Here is a 22,232-nt window from a genome sequence, read left to right as displayed (position 1 = left end):
TTTTTGACGGACTGCTATCTGGCTGCGCGGAAACTAAATTAAGGAACCGCCGTATACCGAACGGTACGTACGGTGGTGTGAGAGGACAGATAGCAAACAAATTGTTTGCTATCTTCCTACTCTATTTAGTTGCGTTTCTTTTTTCTTGGTTTCTTTTTCGATGGCCTGGCTGGCTCTTCTTTCTTACTCAAATCTTTTACGCGGATATTCCGGAAGAACAGCGTATCTCCATGTCCGAGGAAACCGATATGCCCGGTTATACGTTTAAGTCCCGGATGCTCCCGCTTATCCACTGTGCCATTTGCAGATGCTGCGGCAAGATCACCTTCCGTAATAACGGTACCGTTCAGGGTCACTTTGATTTTATTACCGATCAGTTCGATTTCCTGCTGGTTCCATTCACCCACGGGCTTCAAATAACCTCGTTTTGCCGGAATAACTCCATAAACCGACCCGTGGTATTGATAAACCTGGAGGTTTTTATAGATATCAGCATCATTATCGAGGATCTGAATTTCCATTCCTTGATAAGCCGCATCACCTTCGAGTGGAGCGCGTACACCTACCCCGTTGTTGGCGCCCGGGGTTAGTTTGAATTCGAAACGGAAAACAAAATCGGCGTATTCATCTTTGGTGAAGAGATTGCCATGTCCGCCTCTTTTCGGGTATACGGCAATGTTACCATCTTCGATAATATAAGCGGATTTGTTACCAACCCATTCGTGCAGGCTGGTGCCATCGAACAACACTTTAAATCCTTCCGCTTTCTCTGCATCACTGAGTTCGAAAGGCTCAGGAGTTTTGATTTCCCGGATAAGCACATCACGATAGGCAACATAGGTTCCATGTGCCTGCAATTCGATCTGCTCTTCACGGAACAGGGGCAGATTGCGATCCCAGTAATTTTCCAGGGGAACTTTATCAACTACCAGCTTGCCATTGAGGTAAACGGTTACCATATCCCCTTCCATCAGGATGCGGAACTGATTCCATTCACCTACTGCATTATCAGCCACCTGCGTTGGCTTACTGGGGTTTTTCTGGTTATTGTAAAGACCTCCGGATCCTACCTGTGCACCCACATCTCTGCGGGAAGTATCCCAGATCTGAACCTGCGGTGTGCCACGCAGGTAAATCCCGGCATCGCCATCCCTGGTTATCTTCCAGTCGATGAATAGTTCAAAGTCGCGGTATTTTTTATCAGTACATAGATTATCTCCATGACCATTAAATACCAGCAACCCGTCTTTTACCGACCAGCCTTCCCGCATTTTTGCATTGGCTTTGTCCTGCTCACGGGCCAGTGTAATGACATCCATTTGAGCGCGACTGATAGGATTTCCTACCAATCCTTTCCATCCAGTGAGATCGCGCCCATTGAAAAGGGGAACGAAATCACCTTCTTTTGGCAAACTGGCAAGATGTTTTCTTACGGCAGCTTTCAGGTAATCGCTTTCATTGCCGGAAACAGTGGCGATGGCTTTCTCCAGAATCTGATGAACCTGCGCGCCTTTCAACTGATCGTTGTTCAGGCAGGCATTCATCACTGCATTGGCCGCAGTATTTTTCAGAGAGGGATCGTCCATGTAACTGGCCGTATACAACAGTGACGGATAAGTGCTGATATTCCCCAGTTGGCTGATCAGGGTTGCCTTTTGTCTGTTATCCGCTTTAGGCAGGAGATCGCGGATCATCAGGTATTTATTTTCAGCCGGTTGATTACTGCTTCGTAATTGCTGAATAAAGGCTGCGATCAATGATTTGCTAAGTTCCGGGGTTTGTTCTGCATTGGCCAGGCGGAAAACGGAAGCAAGCGCTTCGCCATCTTTCCATCCGCCGAGTGCATCCGCCATTTTTATGCGTGACTCAGCACTGGCAGCATTGAATCCGCCAAGCACTTCCTGCTCGAACACTTTGCCACCCAGTGAAGCCAACACCCGGTAGTAGTTGGACTGCTTATTGGCTGGCAGAGAACGGTATACATTCAATAGCTGGTTGGTTTGAAGGGTTGGATTTTTGATTCCCTTCAATGCGCTGATCACAATATCCTGGCGGTTTTTAAGATCTTGATCGGATGGGCCATTAGCTAATAAGGGGAACAGGCTTTCAAGCTGATCAGGAATAACCATTTTTGTGAGCGCTTGAGCAGCGGCTTCTTTCAATTGTTTATCCGAACTGCTCAGGTAAGGCAAAACCATTGGTACCTGCGAAGCAGCAGCGCGTTCTCCCAGCACATTGATACTGGCTATTTTTCCTTCTGTTCCGCTATTTGCAAGTGCGGCGGATGCAACCTCAATAGTGGAAGCTGGTTCTCCCAGCAACAGGGCTTTTTGTATACCCATTGCTTCCTGCATATTGGATGATTTAAGCAGGTTTCCTAAAACAGTTATAGCTTTGGAACCGGCCAGTTGAACGGCGGCATTCATCACGGATGAACGAATTGCCGGATCTTTTGAATCCAATAATTGAAGCGCCATTGGTGCAGCTGCTTCGATGTTTTTAGATGCCAGCAGGTTAACCAGCTCTGTTTTTGCTGCAGGATTCAGACTGCCTGCTGCTTTTATCCAGGCTGGAGCAGATTCCCTGGTAATATAAGGAGCAGCAAATTGAAGTGCCGATTGGCGATAGGCGGCATTTTTATCCTTCAAAGCGCCCTGTAGTAAAGGAATAGCCGCTTCTCCCTGGAGGTTGCTGATCAGCTTAAGCAATGCGATGCGGGTAGCAGCCTGTTCTGGTTTGGTCAGGCTGTTCATGAGACTGCCTGCTTTTTTTACCGTGGTAGCTTTATTAGTTGTCTGTTGCCCAAGTAATTCCAGGTAGGCAGCGGTTGCTTCACTATTGTCGAAACGGTATCCGGCTTGTTTTGCGGCAGCAGATAACATGTTTTCCGCGGCAGGTGATCCGATGGAGGCAAGCGCGTAGTAAGCAGCATTTTTCAATGGACCATCTGCTGATTTGGCGATAGCCAGGATATCGGCTGTGGCAGGTTGATACTTTGCATATCCGAGTGACTGAACCAGGTAGATTTTACTGTTACCTTCGGCTGTTTTCAGCGCTTCGTGTAAGGATGACAGTGATTCCTTTGTGTTTATGGTTGCCAATACGCGGCTCGCGGCATCCGATAACCGATCCTTTGAGAGAAAGGGCTGAACATAAGGAATAGCATCGTTTTTTCCAACCTGCTCCAGTTGTGCCAATAAAAATTGCTGCACTACCGGATCAGTTACCTGGGAAAGTGCTTGTCCGTAGGCGCTAGTAGCCATTGAACGCCATGCTTCTTTTCCTGTTTGTGTAGCATAAAAACTGAAGCCGGAGATGGCGAAATGCTGGCGGCTTTTATCGCCACCGCCTTCCAGCTGTTTGATTAGTTCTATCAGACCTTTTTCGCCCAGGTCGGCAACGGAACTGGCGTTATTGATCAGGTCAGTTGAATCGGCTGCAGGTGTTTTGGCCAGCAGATCGGCGATCTTGGTTGGAATGGTTCGGTTCTGATCGGTTTGGGCATAGCTATTATGGGATGAAATAGCCAGCGCACCCGCCAGGATAAGAGAAAGATATGTTGGTTTCATAATCTGTTTGTCGGTTAATTGAATTAGATAGACCAGGGCCCGCGCAATGGCGGATTCAGCAATCTGTTTGCTCCTTCATCGTTGATAAATACTTGCTGAACGGGGTCGAAATGCAGGGAACGGCCCAATTGCAGGGCGATCTTACCGATATTCACAATGGTGCAGGAACGATGGCCGTTCTCTTCATTCAAGGCAAATTTTTTCCTGCCTTTAACGGCTTCCACGAAATCGGTGACCACTGGTGCAGGATCAGGAAATTCTGCGAGTTTGCGTTCGATATCGGGGATAGTACACTGAAAACCTTTATAAAGTTTACCCTTTGGCCCTTCGATATAGGCGGCGTCGGTCATGCTGCCATCGCCATCCAGAATAATCTGGCAGCCATCCGCGTAGGTATAGGTGATTTTGCGCCAGGTGCCTACAGCGTCATCGTGTTGTTGCGGAGCATCTACTGCCACATGAACCGGTGAATCATTGTCTTTTCCCAGGAAATATTGAATCGGGTCAAGGTAATGCTGGCCCATATCGCCCAGTCCGCCACCATCGTAATCCCAGTAACCACGGAAAGTAGTATGAACACGGTGGGTGCTATAGGGCTTATAAGGGGCGGGACCGAGCCACATTTCATAATCCAGTTCCTGCGGAACGGGCTCAACTGGCAGATCGGTTTTACCCACCCAATAAAATTTCCAGTCGAACCCGGTATGCCGACTAACGGTCACCTTCAGGGGCCAACCAAGCAGGCCGGAATCCACGAGTTTTTTAATGGGCTTCACGGTGGTATTCATGCCATAGAAATTATCACTGAAACGGAACCAGGTATTAAGCCGGAAGATGCGGCCATGTTGCTGAACCGCTTCCACTACCCGTTTACCTTCACCAATGGTGCGGGTCATGGGTTTTTCACACCAGATGTCTTTTCCTGCTTTGGCAGCATCTGCTGCCATGATACCATGCCAGTGTGGGGGTGTTGCAATATGAACAATATCTACTTCTGGAAGATTGATAAGTTCCCGGTAATCGCGGAAGGTTTTTACCCCATTTCCGCCTCCGAGTGCCTGAAGCGCCAGTTGGATATGACGGGTGTCAACATCACAAATGGCAACGGTGCGGGTGCCGGCATATTCGAAATGCCCTCGTCCCATTGCTCCTACCCCGATCACGCCTTTGGTAAGGGTGTCACTGGGAGCTAAATAACCTCTGCCTAATACATGGCGGGGAACAATCGTAAAAGCGGCAATAGTTCCGACTGCGTTTCGAAGGAAACGTCGCCGGGAGTTTCTCTGTTGGCTTGACATAATGCTGGAATGATTTTGCGGGATTAAGTTACGGTTTTTAGTGGTCTGACTGTTCGGTTAATAAGGTATGAAAAGCAGGCTATAACAAGAGTGGAGTCTAAAAGGGTAAAAATCAGGAAAGTTGGAACCGGATAGGGGGATAAATTGGGGGAAGGGAAGAGGGGGTAAGGGAAGATGGAGGAAAGGAAGAATATCAAAAAATATGAAAATGCGGAAGATCATAATCGCAGGAATTATTTCGGCTGGACTTTCCTGTATCGGAATGGACAGTGTTGCGCAACCGTTGCCGGCACATAACCTGAAGTTCGATTCCCTGGCAGGCCGCTGGGATGAAGGCATTCCACTCGGGAATGGATTGCTGGGTGCGTTGATCTGGCAAAAAGAAGGCAGGTTGCGCTTCTCGCTTGACCGGGCGGATCTCTGGGATCAGCGACCCATGAAAGGATTGCATCGTCCGGAGTTTTCCTATAACTGGGTGTTTGGTCAGGTGGTACAGCAGGATTACGCACCTGTTCAACGTTATTTTGATCATCCCTATGACCGTGAACCTGCACCCACAAAAATTCCGGGAGCGGCCCTTGAATTTGATATTCAAAAGCTCGGCAAGGTGAATTCGGTTGAACTGGATATAAACAGCGCCGAGTGTAATGTGCAATGGCAATCCGGTGCCCGTTTGCAGACCCTTGTGCATGCCCGTTTGCCGGTTGGATTTTTTCGCATGGAGGGAGTAAGCGCTGAATTGATTCCCGAGTTGCTTGCACCCCGTTACCAGGGTGCTGTTACCAACACAGGTGATCCGGTAGGGGGTGATGATCTATCCCGGTTAGGGTATAAACAAGGTGTGATCACACGAACAGCAAATAGCATGCTGTATGAGCAGGAAGGATGGGGCGGCTTTCGCTATCGGGTTTATGTTAAATGGAAACAGCGCGGGAAACGTAAGCTGGAAGGAGTCTGGACCATTGAATCTTTTCCTTCGAAGGAAAGCAGCAGCAAAACATCCCTACAGGCGCGTAAATCACCACAGCAGATTGCTGATTCACTTTTGAATGCAGGATACTCAAGAGCACGTCAGGCGCATCTTGGCTGGTGGAAAACCTTCTGGTCTAAGTCGTCACTTCGTGTACCCGACCCTGTTATAGAAAAACAATGGTACCTGGAACAGTATAAATTCGGATCGGCGGCCCGTGAAAATACTCCCCCGATTTCGCTGCAGGCGGTTTGGACAGCAGACAATGGCCGGATTCCACCATGGAAGGGCGATTATCACCATGATTTGAATACCCAATTGAGTTACTGGCCTTCCTATACGGCCAATCACCTGGAGGAAGCAATGGGATATCTTAATCACCTGGATGAGAATAAACCCAACTACGAACGATATACCCGACTTTATTTTGGTGTGGATGGTTTGGCTGTACCCGGCGTAACCACCCTGTACGGAACCGAAATGGGAGGCTGGATTCAATATAGTTTATCCCCAACCGTTAGTGCCTGGTTAGCGCAGCATTATTATCTGCAATGGAAATATTCGATGGATACAGCATTTCTGCGCGATCGGGCCTATCCATGGGTCAGAGAAGTGGCCCGGTTCATTGGAAATATAACGGTGCTTAATGAACGTGGTGAACGACACCTGCCTATCAGTTCAAGTCCGGAGATCAATGACAACTCCATGGCTGCCTGGTTCCGGCAAACCACCAACTATGATCTGGCCTTGATGAAATATGCTTTACAGACAGCATCTGAAATGGCAAAGGTTTTGGGGCTGCAGGCTGAGGCGGAAAAATGGGCTCAGTTGCTTACAACTTTTCCGGATTATGCCCTTACTGCTGATAAAGCATTAATGTTTGCCCGAACAATGCCGTATAACCAGAGTCATCGCCATTTTTCGCATTTGATGGCGATTCAGCCATTGGGATTGATCAAATGGGAAGATGGTGAAACTTCCCAGGCAATCATTCGTGAAACAATTGCTGAACTGGATCGTGTTGGGCCATCGCAATGGTGCGGATATTCCTATGCCTGGCTGGCAAACCTGAAAGCTTGGGCAAGGGATGGGGAAGGTGCTAGGAAGGCGCTTGATGTTTTTGCCAGCGCTTTTTGTTCTGTGAACAGCTTTCATTTAAATGGAGATCAGACGGGTAAAGGATATTCAAGTTTTACATACCGCCCCTTTACACTGGAAGGTAATTTCGCTTATGCATCCGGGTTACAGGAAATGTTATTGCAGAGTCATGCTGGATATATCAATTTGTTTCCTGCAATCCCTGCCGATTGGTCAAATTGCAGCTTCAAAAACTTCCGAACCCAGGGTGCTTTCCTGGTGGATGCCAGCTCTGAAGACGGTAAGGCTAAGCGGGTACTTATCCGCTCTGAAAAGCGAGGCGAAATAAAGGTATGGCTGGGAGAAGGATCCTGGAAGATTATTCAACAGAAGTCCTGCGAAACGGATTTGAGTAAGAATGGCTGGCTAACCCTGAAAGCTGATGCCGGTGGGCTGGTTGAACTATCCAGGAATGGAACTATTCCGTAACTTTCAAACAGGATGCCGCTATTTGATTTTCACATACACCCATCACTCAAAGAATTATTATCTCCGGCTTCGGCTGCATTGACTCCCTGGAGTAAGATAGAAGCAAAACTCTCCATCGGGAAACTATTCGGACAGGAAACTCAAATCGGCATTAATGCTTTGTTTAATCATGCATTGAATTCGCAGTCAAATCTCACGCAGCTTCAAAAAGCGGGCATTAACCTGGCTGGTATCGTGTTATACGCAATCGAAAAAAACATTGCGGAAGGAGTGTTATCAAGGAAAGTGGCCAGTAAAGGAAAGATCAAATTGCTGGATCCCTCCACCTTGAAATCAATTCTTCAATCCCCTTCGTATTATATCTGGTTATGTAAGAACATGGATTCACTGCTGAATAATGCGGTGAGTCCGGATGGCAGGTCGCGTTTCCGGTTTATTAATTCCATGACTGAGTACCAGCAATCAGCTACCAATGTAATTCACGGTATTTGCCTGGTGGAGGGTATTCATTGTTTTATGGATGATCCGGAATCGGCTGATGCAGAGCAGGCTTTTTACCGAAACCTGGATGATTTTCAGGCGAGGTATCAGACAAGAATTGTGGCCATCAACCTGGCGCATATGCAGTCGGTCCCGTTTTGCAATCATGCATTTGGGATCCAGTTTATTGAGGATGCGTTGTTTTATCCGAAGGGGGCTGGTATAACAGAAGCGGGCATCCGGATTATTAAGGAATTGTATAATAGAAATATTTTGCCTGACCTTAAGCATTTAAGTTTTGTTTCCCGAAAGCAACTTATTCAGTTACATAAAACATTGTATCCGGGTTATCCATTGCTTTGCACGCATGCAGGTTTTACTGGAGTGAGTATGCGAAACCGATCTGCACAGTTATATGAAAAACCGGTACGTCGGCAGGGTGTATGGGAAATAAGGCATGTCAAAAGAAGAGGGCATCTGGCTCAGTCGGCCTTTAATCACAGTAGTATTAATTTATACGATGAAGAAATAGTGGATATTTTGCGATCCGGAGGATTGATCGGATTGTCCATGGATCAACGCATACTTGGTTTTCCGGCGGATATGATCGGCTACCAATGGAATATGTTGCCAACTGATCTGGAATATATTTCGGAAGCGGAAGCGGCTGAATTTTTTCATCCGGTTGCGGATCCTGCGGATGTGTCCATCATAAAAGATCCTGATGCTGCATTAACAGGTGATGAGGTACAGGAACAGGAGCCGGCAACAATGGAAGTGCATTATTCCTATTTTTTGAACCAACTGATACATTTTCTGAAAGTTGCAAAGCAGGCGCGTTTTCCGTTGGATAAAGCCATCCGGCAAATTTGTATTGGTTCTGATTTTGATGGATTGATCAATCCGATTGATTGTTGCAATAACGCAACTGAATTACCTGCGTTCCGGACTGAAATCCATCGCCGTTTGAAACGTGGTAAAAAAATATGGGAGCAGGCTGGTATTTCGAAATCTGAAGTCGATGTGGATGCATTAGTAGAAGGATTGTTTTATGAAAATGCAGTACGTTTTCTTCGGAAATGGATATAATTGTTATTTTTTGAGTTTGAGCACCTTCCCATTTAATGTACATGCCCAGCCATGATTGAAAAAAGTATTTATAGCGTGAATCACTTCCGTGATATACTTCCGACTAGTATTAAACCTGACCGGGTTGTAAACCTCAATGGAAAACCATTTTTGTTTTTCAGTGGTACAGCCTATTTGGGTATGAATGCTAATCCGGAGTTTACCCGGTTGATGGAAGAAGGAATGCGGATCTATGGATCAAATTATGGAAGTTCCAGGTCTGGCAATTTTACCATTCCGGTGTATGAGGAGGCTGAAACTGCCATGGCAAAGCATTTTAAAGCTGATGCTGCTCTGACTGTTTCTTCCGGATTTATGGCTGCTCAACTGGTGGTTCGGTATTTTGAAGATAAAGCAGCATTTATCTATGCTCCGGATTGTCATCCTGCTTTATTTAGAAACCAGGCTGATTCTATAGCTGGCAACTACCGGAATTGGATAAACGCACTGCCTGGATTATTACAGCAACTTCCTGATGAAAATATTGTAATTCTTACCAATTCGATTGATCCGTTAAAAGTGAACACATATGATTTTTCCTGGATTAGTCAGCTGCCGGTGAATAAAAAAATTACAGTTATTATCGATGATTCCCATGGATTAGGGATCCTGGGAAAAACGGGTGAAGGCGTCTCCGGACTTTTGCCAGAGGCTCCTTCCGTTGATATCATCATTGTTTCTTCTCTTGCAAAAGCAATGGGGATGTCAGGAGGGGTGATTCTTGCGAAATCCAGCCAGCTGTCGGCTTTACGCACATCGCCTTTTTTTACAGCCGCATCCCCTATGGCTCCTGCTTTCTTGTATGCTTACCTTAACGCTGAAGAACTTTATAAGAAGGAAAGAGCTGACTTATTCCGAAACATCCATCAGCTTCAACAAGGTTTATTTTCGCTTACTGCCCTCCGTTATATACATAATTACCCGGTAATTTTTAGCAAGGATAATCAGCTTGCTGCCAAATTATTTGAGCAGCAAATCCTGATCAGCAGTTTTGCGTATCCAGGTCCGGAGGACGATAAGATAACCCGAATCATAGTGAGTAGTCGCCATACAGAAGAGGATATAAACTTTCTCCTTGGTAAACTCGTAGACTGAACAATGAACTTATCTGTTTGGATTGGATAGTGAAAATAAAATAAGGCATGGTGAATATTAAAGTTTAAGCCTGTTCCCGAAACCAGTAACTTAAGCCAATGAAGCAATCTCCATTTGTTGTTGCGCTGTTTTGCGTATTGTTTTCTATTCAGGTAACTGCGCAAACTGTAAAAGAAGTTGATATCTGCATTTATGGCGGAAGTTCTGCTGGTGTGATGGCAGCGTATACGGCAAAAAAAATGGGTAAAACAGTGTTGCTGATTGAACCCGGCAAGCGATTGGGTGGTCTGACCAGCGGTGGACTGGGCTTTACCGATATCGGTAATAAATTTGCCATAAGCGGATTGGCACTTGATTATTACAGAAGACTTGGCAAACAATACGGAACATTTGAATCCTGGATTTTTGAACCCGGAGTAGCAGCATCACTTTTTAATGAGTATATCAAAAAAGCCAATGTGGAGGTATGGTATGAAAAAGCATTGATCAGTCTCACTAAAAATAGAGGAGCGATTTCAGAAATCTCGGTGCGGCATCCCTATAATGCTAAAGACCGTACGGTTCGGGTGAAAGCTAAAATATACCTTGATTGCAGTTATGAAGGTGATTTGCTCGCCAAAGCAGGTGTGTCTTATACAATCGGTCGCGAGGCCAATAGCCAATATGGCGAAACTTATAACGGGGTTCAGGTAGAACAATACCACCAGTTCCCGGATGGGGTTGATCCTTACAAAATCCCTGGTGATCCTTCCAGTGGATTGTTATGGGGCATTAGTCCGGAGCCGTTGCAGCCAATTGGTTCGGGTGATAAAAAAGTGCAGGCCTATAATTTCAGGATTTGCCTCACTAATAATCCCGCGAACAGACTGCCTATTGAAAAGCCGGCTGATTATCAACCTTACCGATATGAATTATTGCTTCGGTATCTCAATCACGGACAACCGAAAACACTTCGGCAGATTCTTAAAATGGATCTGATGCCCAACTATAAAACCGATATCAACAACAATGGTCCCTTCTCAACAGATATGATAGGAGAGAATTATGATTATCCGGAGGCGAGTTATGAACAACGCAAAGCGATCATCCAGAAACATACCGACTACACCAAGGGCTTGCTCTATTTCATAGGTAATGATCCAAGAGTGCCGGAATCCATCCGGAAAGAAATGCTGACCTGGGGTTATCCCAAAGATGAATATGTGGAAACCGGTCATTGGTCGCCCCAGCTCTATGTACGCGAAGCTCGTCGCATGGTAGGAGAATATGTGATGACACAGGCGAACTGCGAAGGGAAGGAAGTTGTAACGGATGGAGTAGGAATGGCAGCCTATACCATGGACTCTCACAACACACAGCGACTCGTAATCAATGGCATGGTAAAGAACGAAGGAGATGTTCAGGTGGGAGGCTTTGGGCCCTATCCAATCAGTTATCGTTCGCTGATTCCAAAAAAATCGGAATGTACCAACCTCCTGGTTCCGATCTGTCTGAGTGCGAGTCATATTGCCTATGGATCTATCAGGATGGAGCCGGTGTTCATGGTACTTGCACAATCAAGCGCAGTAGCAGCCAGCATGGCCATTGACCAAAAAAAGGCAGTGCAGGATATTGATGTGAAAAAATTGCAACTGGAATTAAAAAACAATCCGCTTGCAGATGGATCCACTCCTGAAATTATTCTTGATAATGCAGACGCCACTGCTGTTACGATAAACGGTAACTGGAAAAAAATGCGGCATGGCTATGGCCCTGATTACCTGCTGGCAGAGCAGCCTACTTCTACTGATCACGTTGTTTTCCAACCCACCATCAAAACTGCAGGTGAGTATTCAGTATACGTATATGTAATGCCGAGATACCCTAACCTGGCTTCCCGTTACCAGGTGATGGTTCAGGACGGACAAAAAGAACACCTGGTAATCCTGGACCGGGAGCAGATGCAGGTAAGTGGTCAAACCTCTGGCGGATGGAAATTGATTGGATCCTATCAATTGGGCAAGAATGCCCGCATATCCATCGGTTCGGCCGGTGAAAAAGGAGTAATCATAGCAGATGCGGTACTATTGAAACCCTCCTTTTAGCTTAATATGTATTACATAATGCATATATTTAAGGATGAAACTTTTCATTCTCAGCTTTGCATTACTGTTGAGCGGATCGGTTTTCGGGCAGCTTCGGCTGGCGGATTGTTTTGCAAACCATATGGTAATTCAGCGGTCAAAACCGTTCTCTATATGGGGCAAGGCTGTTCCGGGACAGCAGTTAGAGCTCCGGTTTAATGGGTTTAAGGGAACAACCAATGTACAGCAGGATTCCAGCTGGAAAGTGGATTTGCCTCCTATGCCAGCAAACAACAAAGCCACCACTCTTTTTATTGAGGCTGGGAAGGATAGCGCCCGCTTAACCAATATACTTGTTGGTGATGTCTGGATTTGCACCGGGCAATCTAATATGGAATGGGCATTTTCAAGAGAGGAGTTTGCAAAAGTGGAAACGCCGGATGCCAACCAGCCGCTTATCCGGCTGTACAATACACGTTTTATTGGGAAATACATTTATGGAGTTCCCTATGCTGATTCCCTGACCGACCAATTACAAAATGGAAAATTCTATTCCGGAACCTGGGAGACCTGCACTACTGAAACAGTGCAAGCTATGTCTGCTGTTGCCTATTATTTTGCCAAACGGGTTACACAGCAAACAGGTATACCAATAGGAATTATTAACCTGGCAATTGGCGGTGCTCCACTTGAAACCTTTATAAGCCGGGATGACCTGGCCAGCCATCCCCATTTTCAAAAAAAATTGGAAGGTAACTGGTTGTACAATCCTTATTTACCTGCCTGGATCCGGGAAAGAGGATTGCAAAACCTCGGACACCTGCCGGATGCCACAAATACGAAGGGAGAAGGACCAAACCATGCTTATAAACCAGGTTTTGCATATGCGGCTGCAATTCCGCAGTTTTCGCGTTTACCCATTGCCGGTATACTATTGTACCAGGGTGAAAGTAATTCCCTTGAACACGCACGGGTTTTCGAATATGGGTCGCTGTTACAAATCATGGCTAAGTCCTACAGAGCTGCCTGGAAAGACTCCCAACTACCCTTTTACTGGGTTCAGTTATCATCCATTGATACGCTGAAATACCAGTCGGCCTATTGGCCTGCATTCCGCAATATACAACGGGAGCAACTGGATTCGATCCCATACAGCGGTATGGCAGTTAGCAGTGATATCGGTCATCCGACCGATGTCCATCCAAGGAATAAACGAACCGTAGGTTACCGGCTGGCCAATTGGGTATTGCATTATTATTATGGCGATAAACAACAAGCCCCATCCGGGCCACTGTTTAAAAAAGCGAAACTCAAATCCAACCGGTTGGAACTATATTTTTCACACAGCGGTAAAGGGTTAACGACCAGTGATGATCAGCCAATCAGGGGATTTTCCTTTGACGGATCGACTGCTGTAACAGCGATCCTTAAACGAAAAAAAGTAGTACTACCATTCCAGCATCTCCCAGTTACAGTTTACTACGGCTGGCAGCCATACTCAATTGGTAACCTGGTGAATTCAGAAGGAATGCCCGCTTCCACTTTTACTTTTAAACTTGCGCAGTAATGATACGTTTTGTTTTATGTAATCTGATTTTTGTGGTTACTAGCCTGGTTCGTTTGCAGGCACAGGAAACTGCATTGATTCCATTGCCTGTAACGGTAAACTGGAAGAAGGAAACAGGAACTTTACAAAAGGGTGTTTCAATACAGTATCGGGATAATAAACTCTCCTATGCAGCGCATGAAGTCCAGGATTTTCTGAAATCTAAAGGAATTATTGCCGGGATCAACACCAATAAAACATCAGCTGTTTTAATTGAGTTGATTATATCCCCCAAACTTGAAAAGATCTCTTCCAATGAAGGATATTATCTGAAAGCAGATGCTCAAAAAATACAACTTAAGGCCCTCTCTGATACCGGTATTTATCGGGGATTGCAAACATTGAAACAACTACTGGAAACACCACAACAGTTTCAGGTGGTTGAAATAGTAGATGAGCCCGCTTTCCCATGGAGAGGCTATATGGTGGATATGGGAAGGAATTATCAGACAATGGATTTATTAAAAGCACAGATTGACCGGATGGCTGCTTATAAGTTGAACACTTTTCATTTTCATGTTACGGAGGATATTGCCTGGCGATTGGAAGTGGCTGGTTTCCCAGCCTTAACAGCGGATTCTACCATGCTGCGGGATCCTGGAATGTATTATTCCATTTCAGAAATGAAAGAACTGATCCGGTATTGTGAAGAACGTTATATCCGGTTCGTTCTCGAAATTGATATGCCGGGCCATAGTGCTGCTTTTGAACGCGCCATGGGTGTATCCATGCAGAGTGAAAAAGGTACTCAATACGTGCAGGAAATCTTGCGTTCAGTGGCTACCACTCTACCCATAAAGTACATTCATATTGGTGGCGATGAGGTAAAAATTACCAACCCCCGTTTTCTGCCGGAAATGACCCGTTTGCTGGATTCAATGGGGATTGAAAGCCTCGGCTGGAGCCCTGGTGGCAACCTGGCCAACACTACCATTCACCAGCTGTGGATGTCAGAAACTCCTATAAAACCCGGTATTCGGTACATAGATTCCCGCCACCTGTATCTCAATCATATGGACCCGCATGAAGCAGTAGTTACATTGTTCCATCGCCAGATAGGGGATCGTAAAAAAGCAGACGCTTCCATGCTCGGAGGTATTATCTGTGTCTGGAATGACCGCCGACTCATTAATGAAAATTTTCACTTGGTCCTAAATGGCGTATATCCTTCCATGTTAGCTTTCGCGGAACGTAGCTGGAGAGGCGGAGGTATACCAAAATGGACAGCAGTGATCGGTGGTAAAAATTCTCCTGAAACGCGCCAGTTCACAGAATTTGAAAACAGGCTGCTGAAGCATAAAAAAATCTATTTCTCCGGCGAACCCTTTCCCTATTTTGCCCAGTCGAAACTGGAATGGAATTTATTCGGTCCTTTTCCAAATAATGGAAATCTGAAGCAGGTATTTGAACCGGAAGATGCCGGATTTTTTTCCAAAAAACCCAATCCTGCTTTGCAGGCGCTTGGCGGAACAATTGTATTAAGACACTGGTGGGCGCCTGCCATCACCGGACATATTCCGGACCCGGAAGAAAATACCACCTGGTATGCAAGGACCCGCATTTTTTCAGAAGTGGAAGGATGGCGCAATTGCTGGATTGGGTTTAATAATTTTTCACGTTCCATGATCACCAGGGCACCGGCTCAGGGGCATTGGGATGAACGTAACTCTGCCATCTGGTTCAATGGGACACTGGTTCCTGCCCCTGAATGGAAACGTTCAGGCAAAACCATCACCCTTGAAACGCCACTTGAAGACGAAGATTATTATTATCGCATACCTACCCGGCTCTATTTCAAAAAGGGCTGGAACGACGTGCTCATCAAAGCACCCGTTGGCTCTTTTAAAGGCAGTGATTGGCAAAACCCGGTGAAGTGGATGTTCAGTTTTTTGCCACTTGAGTAGTATCTTGTAGGTATGAGGAGTTGGCTGATTTTAACCGGACTGCTTATCCTTTCTGCCAAATTGTATTCCAATCAGGGAACTGATTTGCCGGCCATACGGCAACTCACTACCCAACAGGGGCTGGCTGATAACCGGGTTAAATTCTTCTTCCAGGATCACAACGGATTGATTTGGCTGAATACCCGGAACGGACTCCAGCGGTACGATGGTACCAGATTTTTTACTTTGTCCTACGATCCGCAGGAGCCCCTTCGTTCACTTCCTTCTTCCATTATGAACTTCGGTATTACGGAAGATGCCCAACAATACATCTGGGCTGTTACCGAACACGAAGGACCAGTTCGTTTTACAACCGGTTCCGGGGAACTGATCAGCTTTACGCAGCAATTGAAACAGAAAGAGTTTAAGAGATCACATACCATTGTGCATACTTCAAGGGAAAGGATTTTAATGAGTACGGTTGGAGGATTAATGAAATGGACTCCAACCGGATTTATAAAACTGGAAGATCAAAGCAAGCGCTTACCTGCAACTGATTTCTACAATCTTCGGAATATCCTGGAAGATCCGGATGGTACTATCTGGATTTCCTCCTCACATGGTTTTTTGCAATTGGATACAGCCGGACAATTCTATTCTTCGAACTATAATCCGCTTCAGAAAAAAATCCTGCAACAGCAACTGGACATTTCCACTTCCCTGATAGATCGGGATGGTTCCATTTGGTTTAGCTGTTGGAATATCAACGAACAAAAAGGCAGATCACTGTACCGGTATGATAGCCGAAGAAACCGGCTTGATAGTATATGGATGCCTTTTTCAGCGGGAATGCAGGATGATTATTTCAGCATACCTAATACAATGATCCAGGATGCTTCGGGGAATATCTGGATGTCGACCCTGGGCGGACATATTTATGTGTTCAATAGCGATATGCAATTGCTGCAGGATTATACTTCTGTATCACTCAACGGAAACCACCATAAACTGGAATCCATCTCCGCCTTGTTTTCCGATCGGAATGGTAATATCTGGATTTCATTCGAACAGGGAGTATTCATCATCCGGCCGTCAGCAGCCAGTATCAATTATTCGTTTCCCATTCAGTCATTTAATTTTTCTTTTCAACATGGAGCCACACAGATCTTTTCTTCACCATCCGGCTCCATTTTCGTAAACAATCGTTCCAGGGGCTTACACAAATGGGATTTTCAAAAGAAGCAGCTACAATATATTCCGCAAGCCCTATATACGGGTAAATGGGCCAATTATTTGAAACTGCTATATGCCGACACCAATGGACTTTATATTAACCCGTGGTTCACTGATGAAGTGCTGAGATTCAATGAAAGCAGGAATCAGTTTGAACCCTTCATTCCTTCAGGAAAACTTGGTCTGCTTGATCCCGAGGGAATCAGCACGGATAGTTTCCATGTTTTTACTGGTAAGCATGCGATCCATTTGTTCAGTAACAAAGGGGACTTTATTGATTCAATTGTTGCTGGTCCGGGTCATACACAAATTACCGGCTGGACGGTTGCTGAAAAATCGGCTTTGCTGCTGATTGATACGGCAGCAATTGTTTATCGTCTTGATCTTCTAAAAAGAAGTCTGGATAAGCTGGTCAGGCTGCCTTTACGGGGAGGAAGTTATAGTATCCTGAAAATGGGTGAAAACTGGTTGGTAGGCACATTATATGAGGGACTCAAATTGATAACGAAGTCGGGGACTGTATTGCGCAGCTTTAGTACTCATGATGGATTGTTATCCAATACTGTTCACAAATTGAGCAAAGATTCCCTTGGTAAAATATGGATTAAAACACCCAACGGATTAAACTACATTGATACTGCCAGCGGCTTACATATTTATACTACTATGTTGCATGATAAGCGCTATCATGCCTTCCAGGATGCCTGTTTTGTTGGGCAATATGGTGCGGCCTTCCTGATGCGCGACAAATTATTGTATTACCCGTATGTTGAATTAAAAGAGCCGGAAAAGATCCCCTTTGTATTTACTCAAATTCAAAAAGGAAATGAGGATAATACATACCGCTTCGAGTTTGCTGCACTGGATTATACGCAACAGGAATCCATTCAGTATCGCTATCGCCTGAAACAATCCGGAAATGACTGGATATACCTTGGAAATCTGGGCAGCCTTGTATTTGATCAGTTGCAGCCTGGCTCCTATCAGTTGGAAATACAATACCGGCGGCTCAATGAAAACTGGCAGGAGAATAGCCTGGAACATTCCTTTATAATCCACCGGCCTTTCTGGAAATCCTGGTGGTTTTATGCCCTGTTGGGATTCGTTATGCTGGCTCCAATTATTTACAGCCTGCGGAAAGAATGGTTTTCCAAAAAAAGAATGGAGCGGTTGCGCTGGCAGTTATCCCGTGATTTACATGATGATATTGGATCTACCCTTAGCAGTATTGGTATTTACAGCACTTTGCTCGAATCAAGGGTAAAAGATGAAAAGGGAAAAAGCATTGTACAGGAAATCCGGCAACACACCCGGGATATGATGCAGAATATGTCAGATATTGTGTGGGCTATTCAACCACATAACGGCGATGCAGAACCGCTTATCAGACGTTTTATTAAATATGCAGATCCAATTCTGAGTTCTGGAAATATCCGCCTGGATGCAGAGGGTGCATTGTCCTGTGTTTCTGTTGAATTGAGCATGTTGCAGAAAAGAAATATTTTTCTGATTCTGAAGGAGGCGATGAATAACAGCCTCAAACATGGCAGGGCTACTGTCTTTACTTTATCCTGCAATGTTTCGAAGAATCACCTAAGCATAGAACTTGGAGACAATGGAATTGGATTTGATAAAAGCACGCTTTCCAGAAAAAATGGCCTGATTAATATGTCGGAGCGTATAAAGGAACTCAGGGGAACGATCCAGGTGGATACGGCGCCGGGTGCCGGCTGCCGGATCAGGCTGACCATTCCATTACAGGAACTACCTGCATAAATATGCAGGGCTAGGGTACAGATATCCTGAATTTATTAGCTTACTGCTATGAGTAGTGAAAAAAGAGAACTGACCATTGTAATTTTTGAAAACAATGAGGCCTATCGCCAAAGCCTGGAAATGTATTTCCAGGAATTTCCGGGCATCCGGGTGGTTGGTTCTTTTGCAGATGGGGCTGATGTGGAAAATCGGGTGAGTGAATCTAATCCGGCATTGATACTAATGGATATTGATATGCCGGTGATGAATGGAATTGATGCTACCACAAAGATTAAGACAGTTTTTCCTGAGCAACTGATCCTGATACTGACAGTGTTTGAGGAAAATGAAAAAGTTTTTGATGCCATCAAGGCAGGAGCGGATGGATACCTGTTAAAGAGTACACCGCCCCATGAAATTGTACAGGCTATGTTTGATACAGTTGCAGGAGGCTCACCGATGACGCCGGTAATCGCCCGGAAAATAATACAGGTATTCGCCAGGGGAACAACTGTTCGGGCAACTCAAATAACCAACGAGCTGACAGAGAAGGAAAAGCAGGTGCTGCAATCACTGGTTGAAGGCAGCAGTTATAAAATGATCGCTCTCCAACTTAGTATCAGTCTGGATACCGTTCGTTTTCATATTCGGAATATTTACACCAAACTACACGTAAACAGCGCTACGGAAGCAGTTGCACTTGCCATACGCAACCGGCTGGTTTAGCAGATACCTGCATGATCATGTGTTGCAGGCCTTCGGGCTTTGCATGAATTTTAGGGGAACTATTAAACCATCTTCCATGCGTGTCAAATTGCTTACCCTTTTAACCGCAGTTGCCTGCTGTTTCTCTTTCTGTGGTACTGATCCGAAAACAACTACTGCTGCGGCTTCGATACAAATTGATTCCCCATCACCGGCTGCCATTTCCTGTGCTGATTTGCTGACAGCAGACATGGTGGAAACGACCTGCGGAATGAAAGGAATTGTTGAACGCGTAACTTCCGTTGAACAGTCCGGAAAAAATTGTAACCGGTCTTACCGGATGGGGAAAGGCTGGGGAGATGATATGATATTTATCGCCACCCAAACGCCAGGTAAGGCAGACCTGAGTTATATCAAAAAAGCCTATGCCGATAAGGGCATAGAAGCTGTCAAAGGAATAGGTGAGGAAGCTTATACGATGAACTTCACCGACAAACTTACCGGACGGCAGGAACATCAACTGGTTTTTGTAAAGAAAAACCTGTTCATAGAAATCAAAACAAAAGAAAGCGCCAGCGCTAAAACTCCCTGTCCCTGTTATGATCTGGAGAACCTCAAAAAACTGGGAACTGCCATCGCAGCAAAAATCAATTGATCGTGAAAGCACGAATTGTCAATTTCCTTTGTTTTTTGCTGCTGGCCTGCGCCAATGAAACGCCAAAAGAGGATGCAGGTTTAATTAAGGAAAATGCGCCGGTGGAATCGAATCCTGCTTCAACAACTACAGGTTCGGAACCGGCTTCCTCAGGCAAAAATGCTGTTCCCACTGTTCAAAGCAATTGGCAATCCTCGGAAGAAGACCGCCAGTACATTGGTCATATGGAATTGAATAAACTGTATTTCCGATCGCTCAAAGAGTACCAGGAAAAAGGAAAAGAACGGATGGAAAATATCTACCGGCAACCCTTACCGGATGCCTTTGCCTACTTTCTGGTACAAAAGGACAGACTGATTGAACAGCGTAAAAAGTCTAAGTTCAAAGTTTCACAACCTACTATACCAGATGGATGGGACCAGCCCAATTTCATCGCCTATAATACGGAGTTGGCTGAATTGGAATACCGCTATGGTGATATGGATAATCTCGGTTATGGATGGCCGGTAGGATTTGATCCCTTTTCAGGTGAATCAACCCCAAAGCATGATTATCCTTTTTATCCGGAACCGGATGATCCTGCTGGTACGGACCGGATTATGGTCATCTCCGGATACGAATATGACAAAACAACTTTTTCCAAGCCCAATAAAGTGGATGGCTATACGAAATCCACCGAGCGGCCATATAATCTTCCCGAACCATTAAAACTATCCTTTGATCTAAGAGGGCTGAAGGTTAAGCATGCCCTTCTGCAGCTGTTCCTGGACGATTTTCAACCGGCTACCTACCATTCCAAATTTCAGGTATGGATCAATGACCGGGAAGCTGTCTGGATCAGCAGTTATCTCAATGAGCTGAAACAGGGTGGTCCCATTGGCAAATTATTATCTGTTCAGATATTACCGGAATTCCTGAACGAGGTAGAAACCGGCCAGCTGACTATCCGGATTGATGGTCCGGGTACGAATTCAGGAGATGGTTTCGGAGTGGATTTTATCCGGCTGTTGGTGAATCCCAAATCCATTCCTGTTTCTGCTCTTGCAGGTAAAGTGATAAATGCCAAAACCAAAGCGCCCATCGAGCAAGCCATGGTAAAAGTATCCGGAGGCCGTGAAGTTCAAACAGGTGCAGAGGGACTTTTTCAGCTCAGCGATGTGCCAATGGGCATGGTGGTGATTCAGGCTGCTGCGGCAGGATATAAAAACAATAAACTGGTGGAAACACTGGATGCAAAGCCATTGGAGAACCTGGTAATCAAACTCGACCCTGAAACACAGGATAACCTGGCAGCTGAATTGGAAGAGAAAGGAAAACTCGATCTGTATGGAATCTATTTTGATACCGACAAAGCCGTCCTGAAGCCTGAATCGGAAAAAACACTACAACAGGTACTCGCAATAATTCGGCAACATCCTGATTGGAAACTGGAAATAGGAGGGCATACGGATGCTGAAGGAAATGCTGCTTATAACCTCGAACTATCTGAAAAACGGGCAAACGCGGTGGTAGACTGGCTGAAAAAATCAGCGGCCGCATCAAAACTTGCAGCTAAAGGTTATGGAGCTACCCAGCCGGTTGCAGATAATTCAACAGTTACCGGAAGAGCATTAAACAGACGCGTAGAGATTAAACTTTTAAAATAACATGTATGTATAAACGAATTTTGGTTGCCTTGCTTATTGGTTCTATTGGCTGCGGAGAGGCCGAAGACAAACTTAGGGAAGAATCGCCTGTTACTTCTTCAGCAGCTAGCGCTGAAAAAAGTACATCAACAGCACAGGATCAGCCCAATGAAAATTGCTCTTTTTTATTTCCTTCCGGACTTCAGAAGGAATTAGCGGCACAAAATCTTCAGGTTGATTTTGCTATTCAGACCGATAAAGTATGTGATCAGCGATACGAGAACAGGAAGACAAAGGCGGTATTGTGGATTAACCTGGAAAAATTTGAGGATACCGCTCAGTTGAAACGAATCATGATGAGCCTCGCCCAGATGCCGGGTTATCTTGGTCTGATCGATGCTGGAGATGGCGGAACACTGTTTCATGAAACAACCAATAAATCAGAGATCATACGGGCCGCTTTTCGTGCCGGTTCCTATAAGTGCATTATTCAAACCTCTATTCCAGAGAATGGTAAACCTATTGAAGGAATACTCTTCAACGAAGACGAAATCCGGCAACTCGCAATGGATTGGGGTACTCAACTTAAACAACTCTAACC

The 22,232-nt window shown here is 45.4% G+C and carries 13 protein-coding genes; 11 read left to right on the top strand and 2 right to left on the bottom strand.

Annotation, left to right across the window (positions count from 1 at the left end):
• Window positions 1-125: 125 nt before the first annotated feature.
• Together L0U88_RS19505 and L0U88_RS19500 are read right to left on the bottom strand one after the other, a co-directional pair.
• Window positions 126-3,569, bottom strand: coding sequence for a DUF1080 domain-containing protein (locus tag L0U88_RS19505; protein WP_234868352.1), 3,444 nt, complete (start codon window positions 3,567-3,569; stop codon window positions 126-128).
• A 23-nt stretch (window positions 3,570-3,592) separates the two neighbouring features.
• Window positions 3,593-4,867, bottom strand: a complete 1,275-nt coding sequence (locus L0U88_RS19500) for a Gfo/Idh/MocA family oxidoreductase (RefSeq protein WP_234868350.1) — start codon at window positions 4,865-4,867, stop codon at window positions 3,593-3,595.
• Window positions 4,868-5,075: 208 nt separating this feature from the next.
• Between L0U88_RS19500 and L0U88_RS19495 the strand changes: the two genes are divergently transcribed.
• The 11 genes from L0U88_RS19495 (at window position 5,076) to L0U88_RS19445 (ending at window position 22,230) form a co-directional block, all read left to right on the top strand.
• Window positions 5,076-7,403, top strand: coding sequence for a glycoside hydrolase family 95 protein (locus tag L0U88_RS19495; protein WP_234868348.1), 2,328 nt, complete (start codon window positions 5,076-5,078; stop codon window positions 7,401-7,403).
• Between the two features lie 12 nt (window positions 7,404-7,415).
• Entirely contained in the window at window positions 7,416-8,972 is a 1,557-nt protein-coding gene (locus tag L0U88_RS19490; protein WP_234868346.1) for an amidohydrolase family protein, read from the top strand.
• Between the two features lie 51 nt (window positions 8,973-9,023).
• The gene (locus L0U88_RS19485) at window positions 9,024-10,106 is read left to right on the top strand and encodes an aminotransferase class I/II-fold pyridoxal phosphate-dependent enzyme (protein ID WP_234868344.1); all 1,083 of its coding nucleotides are present in this window, start codon (window positions 9,024-9,026) and stop codon (window positions 10,104-10,106) included.
• Between the two features lie 98 nt (window positions 10,107-10,204).
• On the top strand, window positions 10,205-12,190 hold the full coding sequence (locus tag L0U88_RS19480; protein WP_234868342.1) for an FAD-dependent oxidoreductase: 1,986 nt from the start codon (window positions 10,205-10,207) through the stop codon (window positions 12,188-12,190).
• A gap of 34 nt (window positions 12,191-12,224) precedes the next feature.
• The gene (locus tag L0U88_RS19475; protein WP_234868340.1) at window positions 12,225-13,736 is read left to right on the top strand and encodes a sialate O-acetylesterase; all 1,512 of its coding nucleotides are present in this window, start codon (window positions 12,225-12,227) and stop codon (window positions 13,734-13,736) included.
• Window positions 13,736-15,679, top strand: a complete 1,944-nt coding sequence (locus L0U88_RS19470; RefSeq protein WP_234868338.1) for a family 20 glycosylhydrolase — start codon at window positions 13,736-13,738, stop codon at window positions 15,677-15,679. The genes L0U88_RS19475 and L0U88_RS19470 overlap by 1 nt, the downstream gene beginning before the upstream one ends.
• A gap of 12 nt (window positions 15,680-15,691) precedes the next feature.
• Complete coding sequence (locus tag L0U88_RS19465) at window positions 15,692-18,667, top strand: sensor histidine kinase (RefSeq protein WP_234868336.1); 2,976 nt, start codon at window positions 15,692-15,694, stop codon at window positions 18,665-18,667.
• A 48-nt stretch (window positions 18,668-18,715) separates the two neighbouring features.
• Complete coding sequence (locus tag L0U88_RS19460) at window positions 18,716-19,372, top strand: response regulator transcription factor (protein ID WP_234868334.1); 657 nt, start codon at window positions 18,716-18,718, stop codon at window positions 19,370-19,372.
• 76 nt (window positions 19,373-19,448) lie between these two features.
• Window positions 19,449-20,006, top strand: a complete 558-nt coding sequence (locus L0U88_RS19455) for a hypothetical protein (protein WP_234868332.1) — start codon at window positions 19,449-19,451, stop codon at window positions 20,004-20,006.
• Window positions 20,007-20,008: 2 nt separating this feature from the next.
• Window positions 20,009-21,652 (top strand): OmpA family protein, encoded by a 1,644-nt coding sequence (locus L0U88_RS21165; protein ID WP_234868330.1) that lies wholly within the window; start codon window positions 20,009-20,011, stop codon window positions 21,650-21,652.
• Between the two features lie 5 nt (window positions 21,653-21,657).
• Window positions 21,658-22,230, top strand: a complete 573-nt coding sequence (locus L0U88_RS19445) for a hypothetical protein (protein WP_234868329.1) — start codon at window positions 21,658-21,660, stop codon at window positions 22,228-22,230.
• Window positions 22,231-22,232 lie beyond the last annotated feature (2 nt).

This window comes from Flavihumibacter fluminis (assembly GCF_021491375.1).
Taxonomy (GTDB): domain Bacteria; phylum Bacteroidota; class Bacteroidia; order Chitinophagales; family Chitinophagaceae; genus Flavihumibacter; species Flavihumibacter fluminis.
The sequence above is the reverse complement of the archived record's forward strand: the minus strand, read 5'-3'. Positions and strand labels throughout refer to the sequence as shown.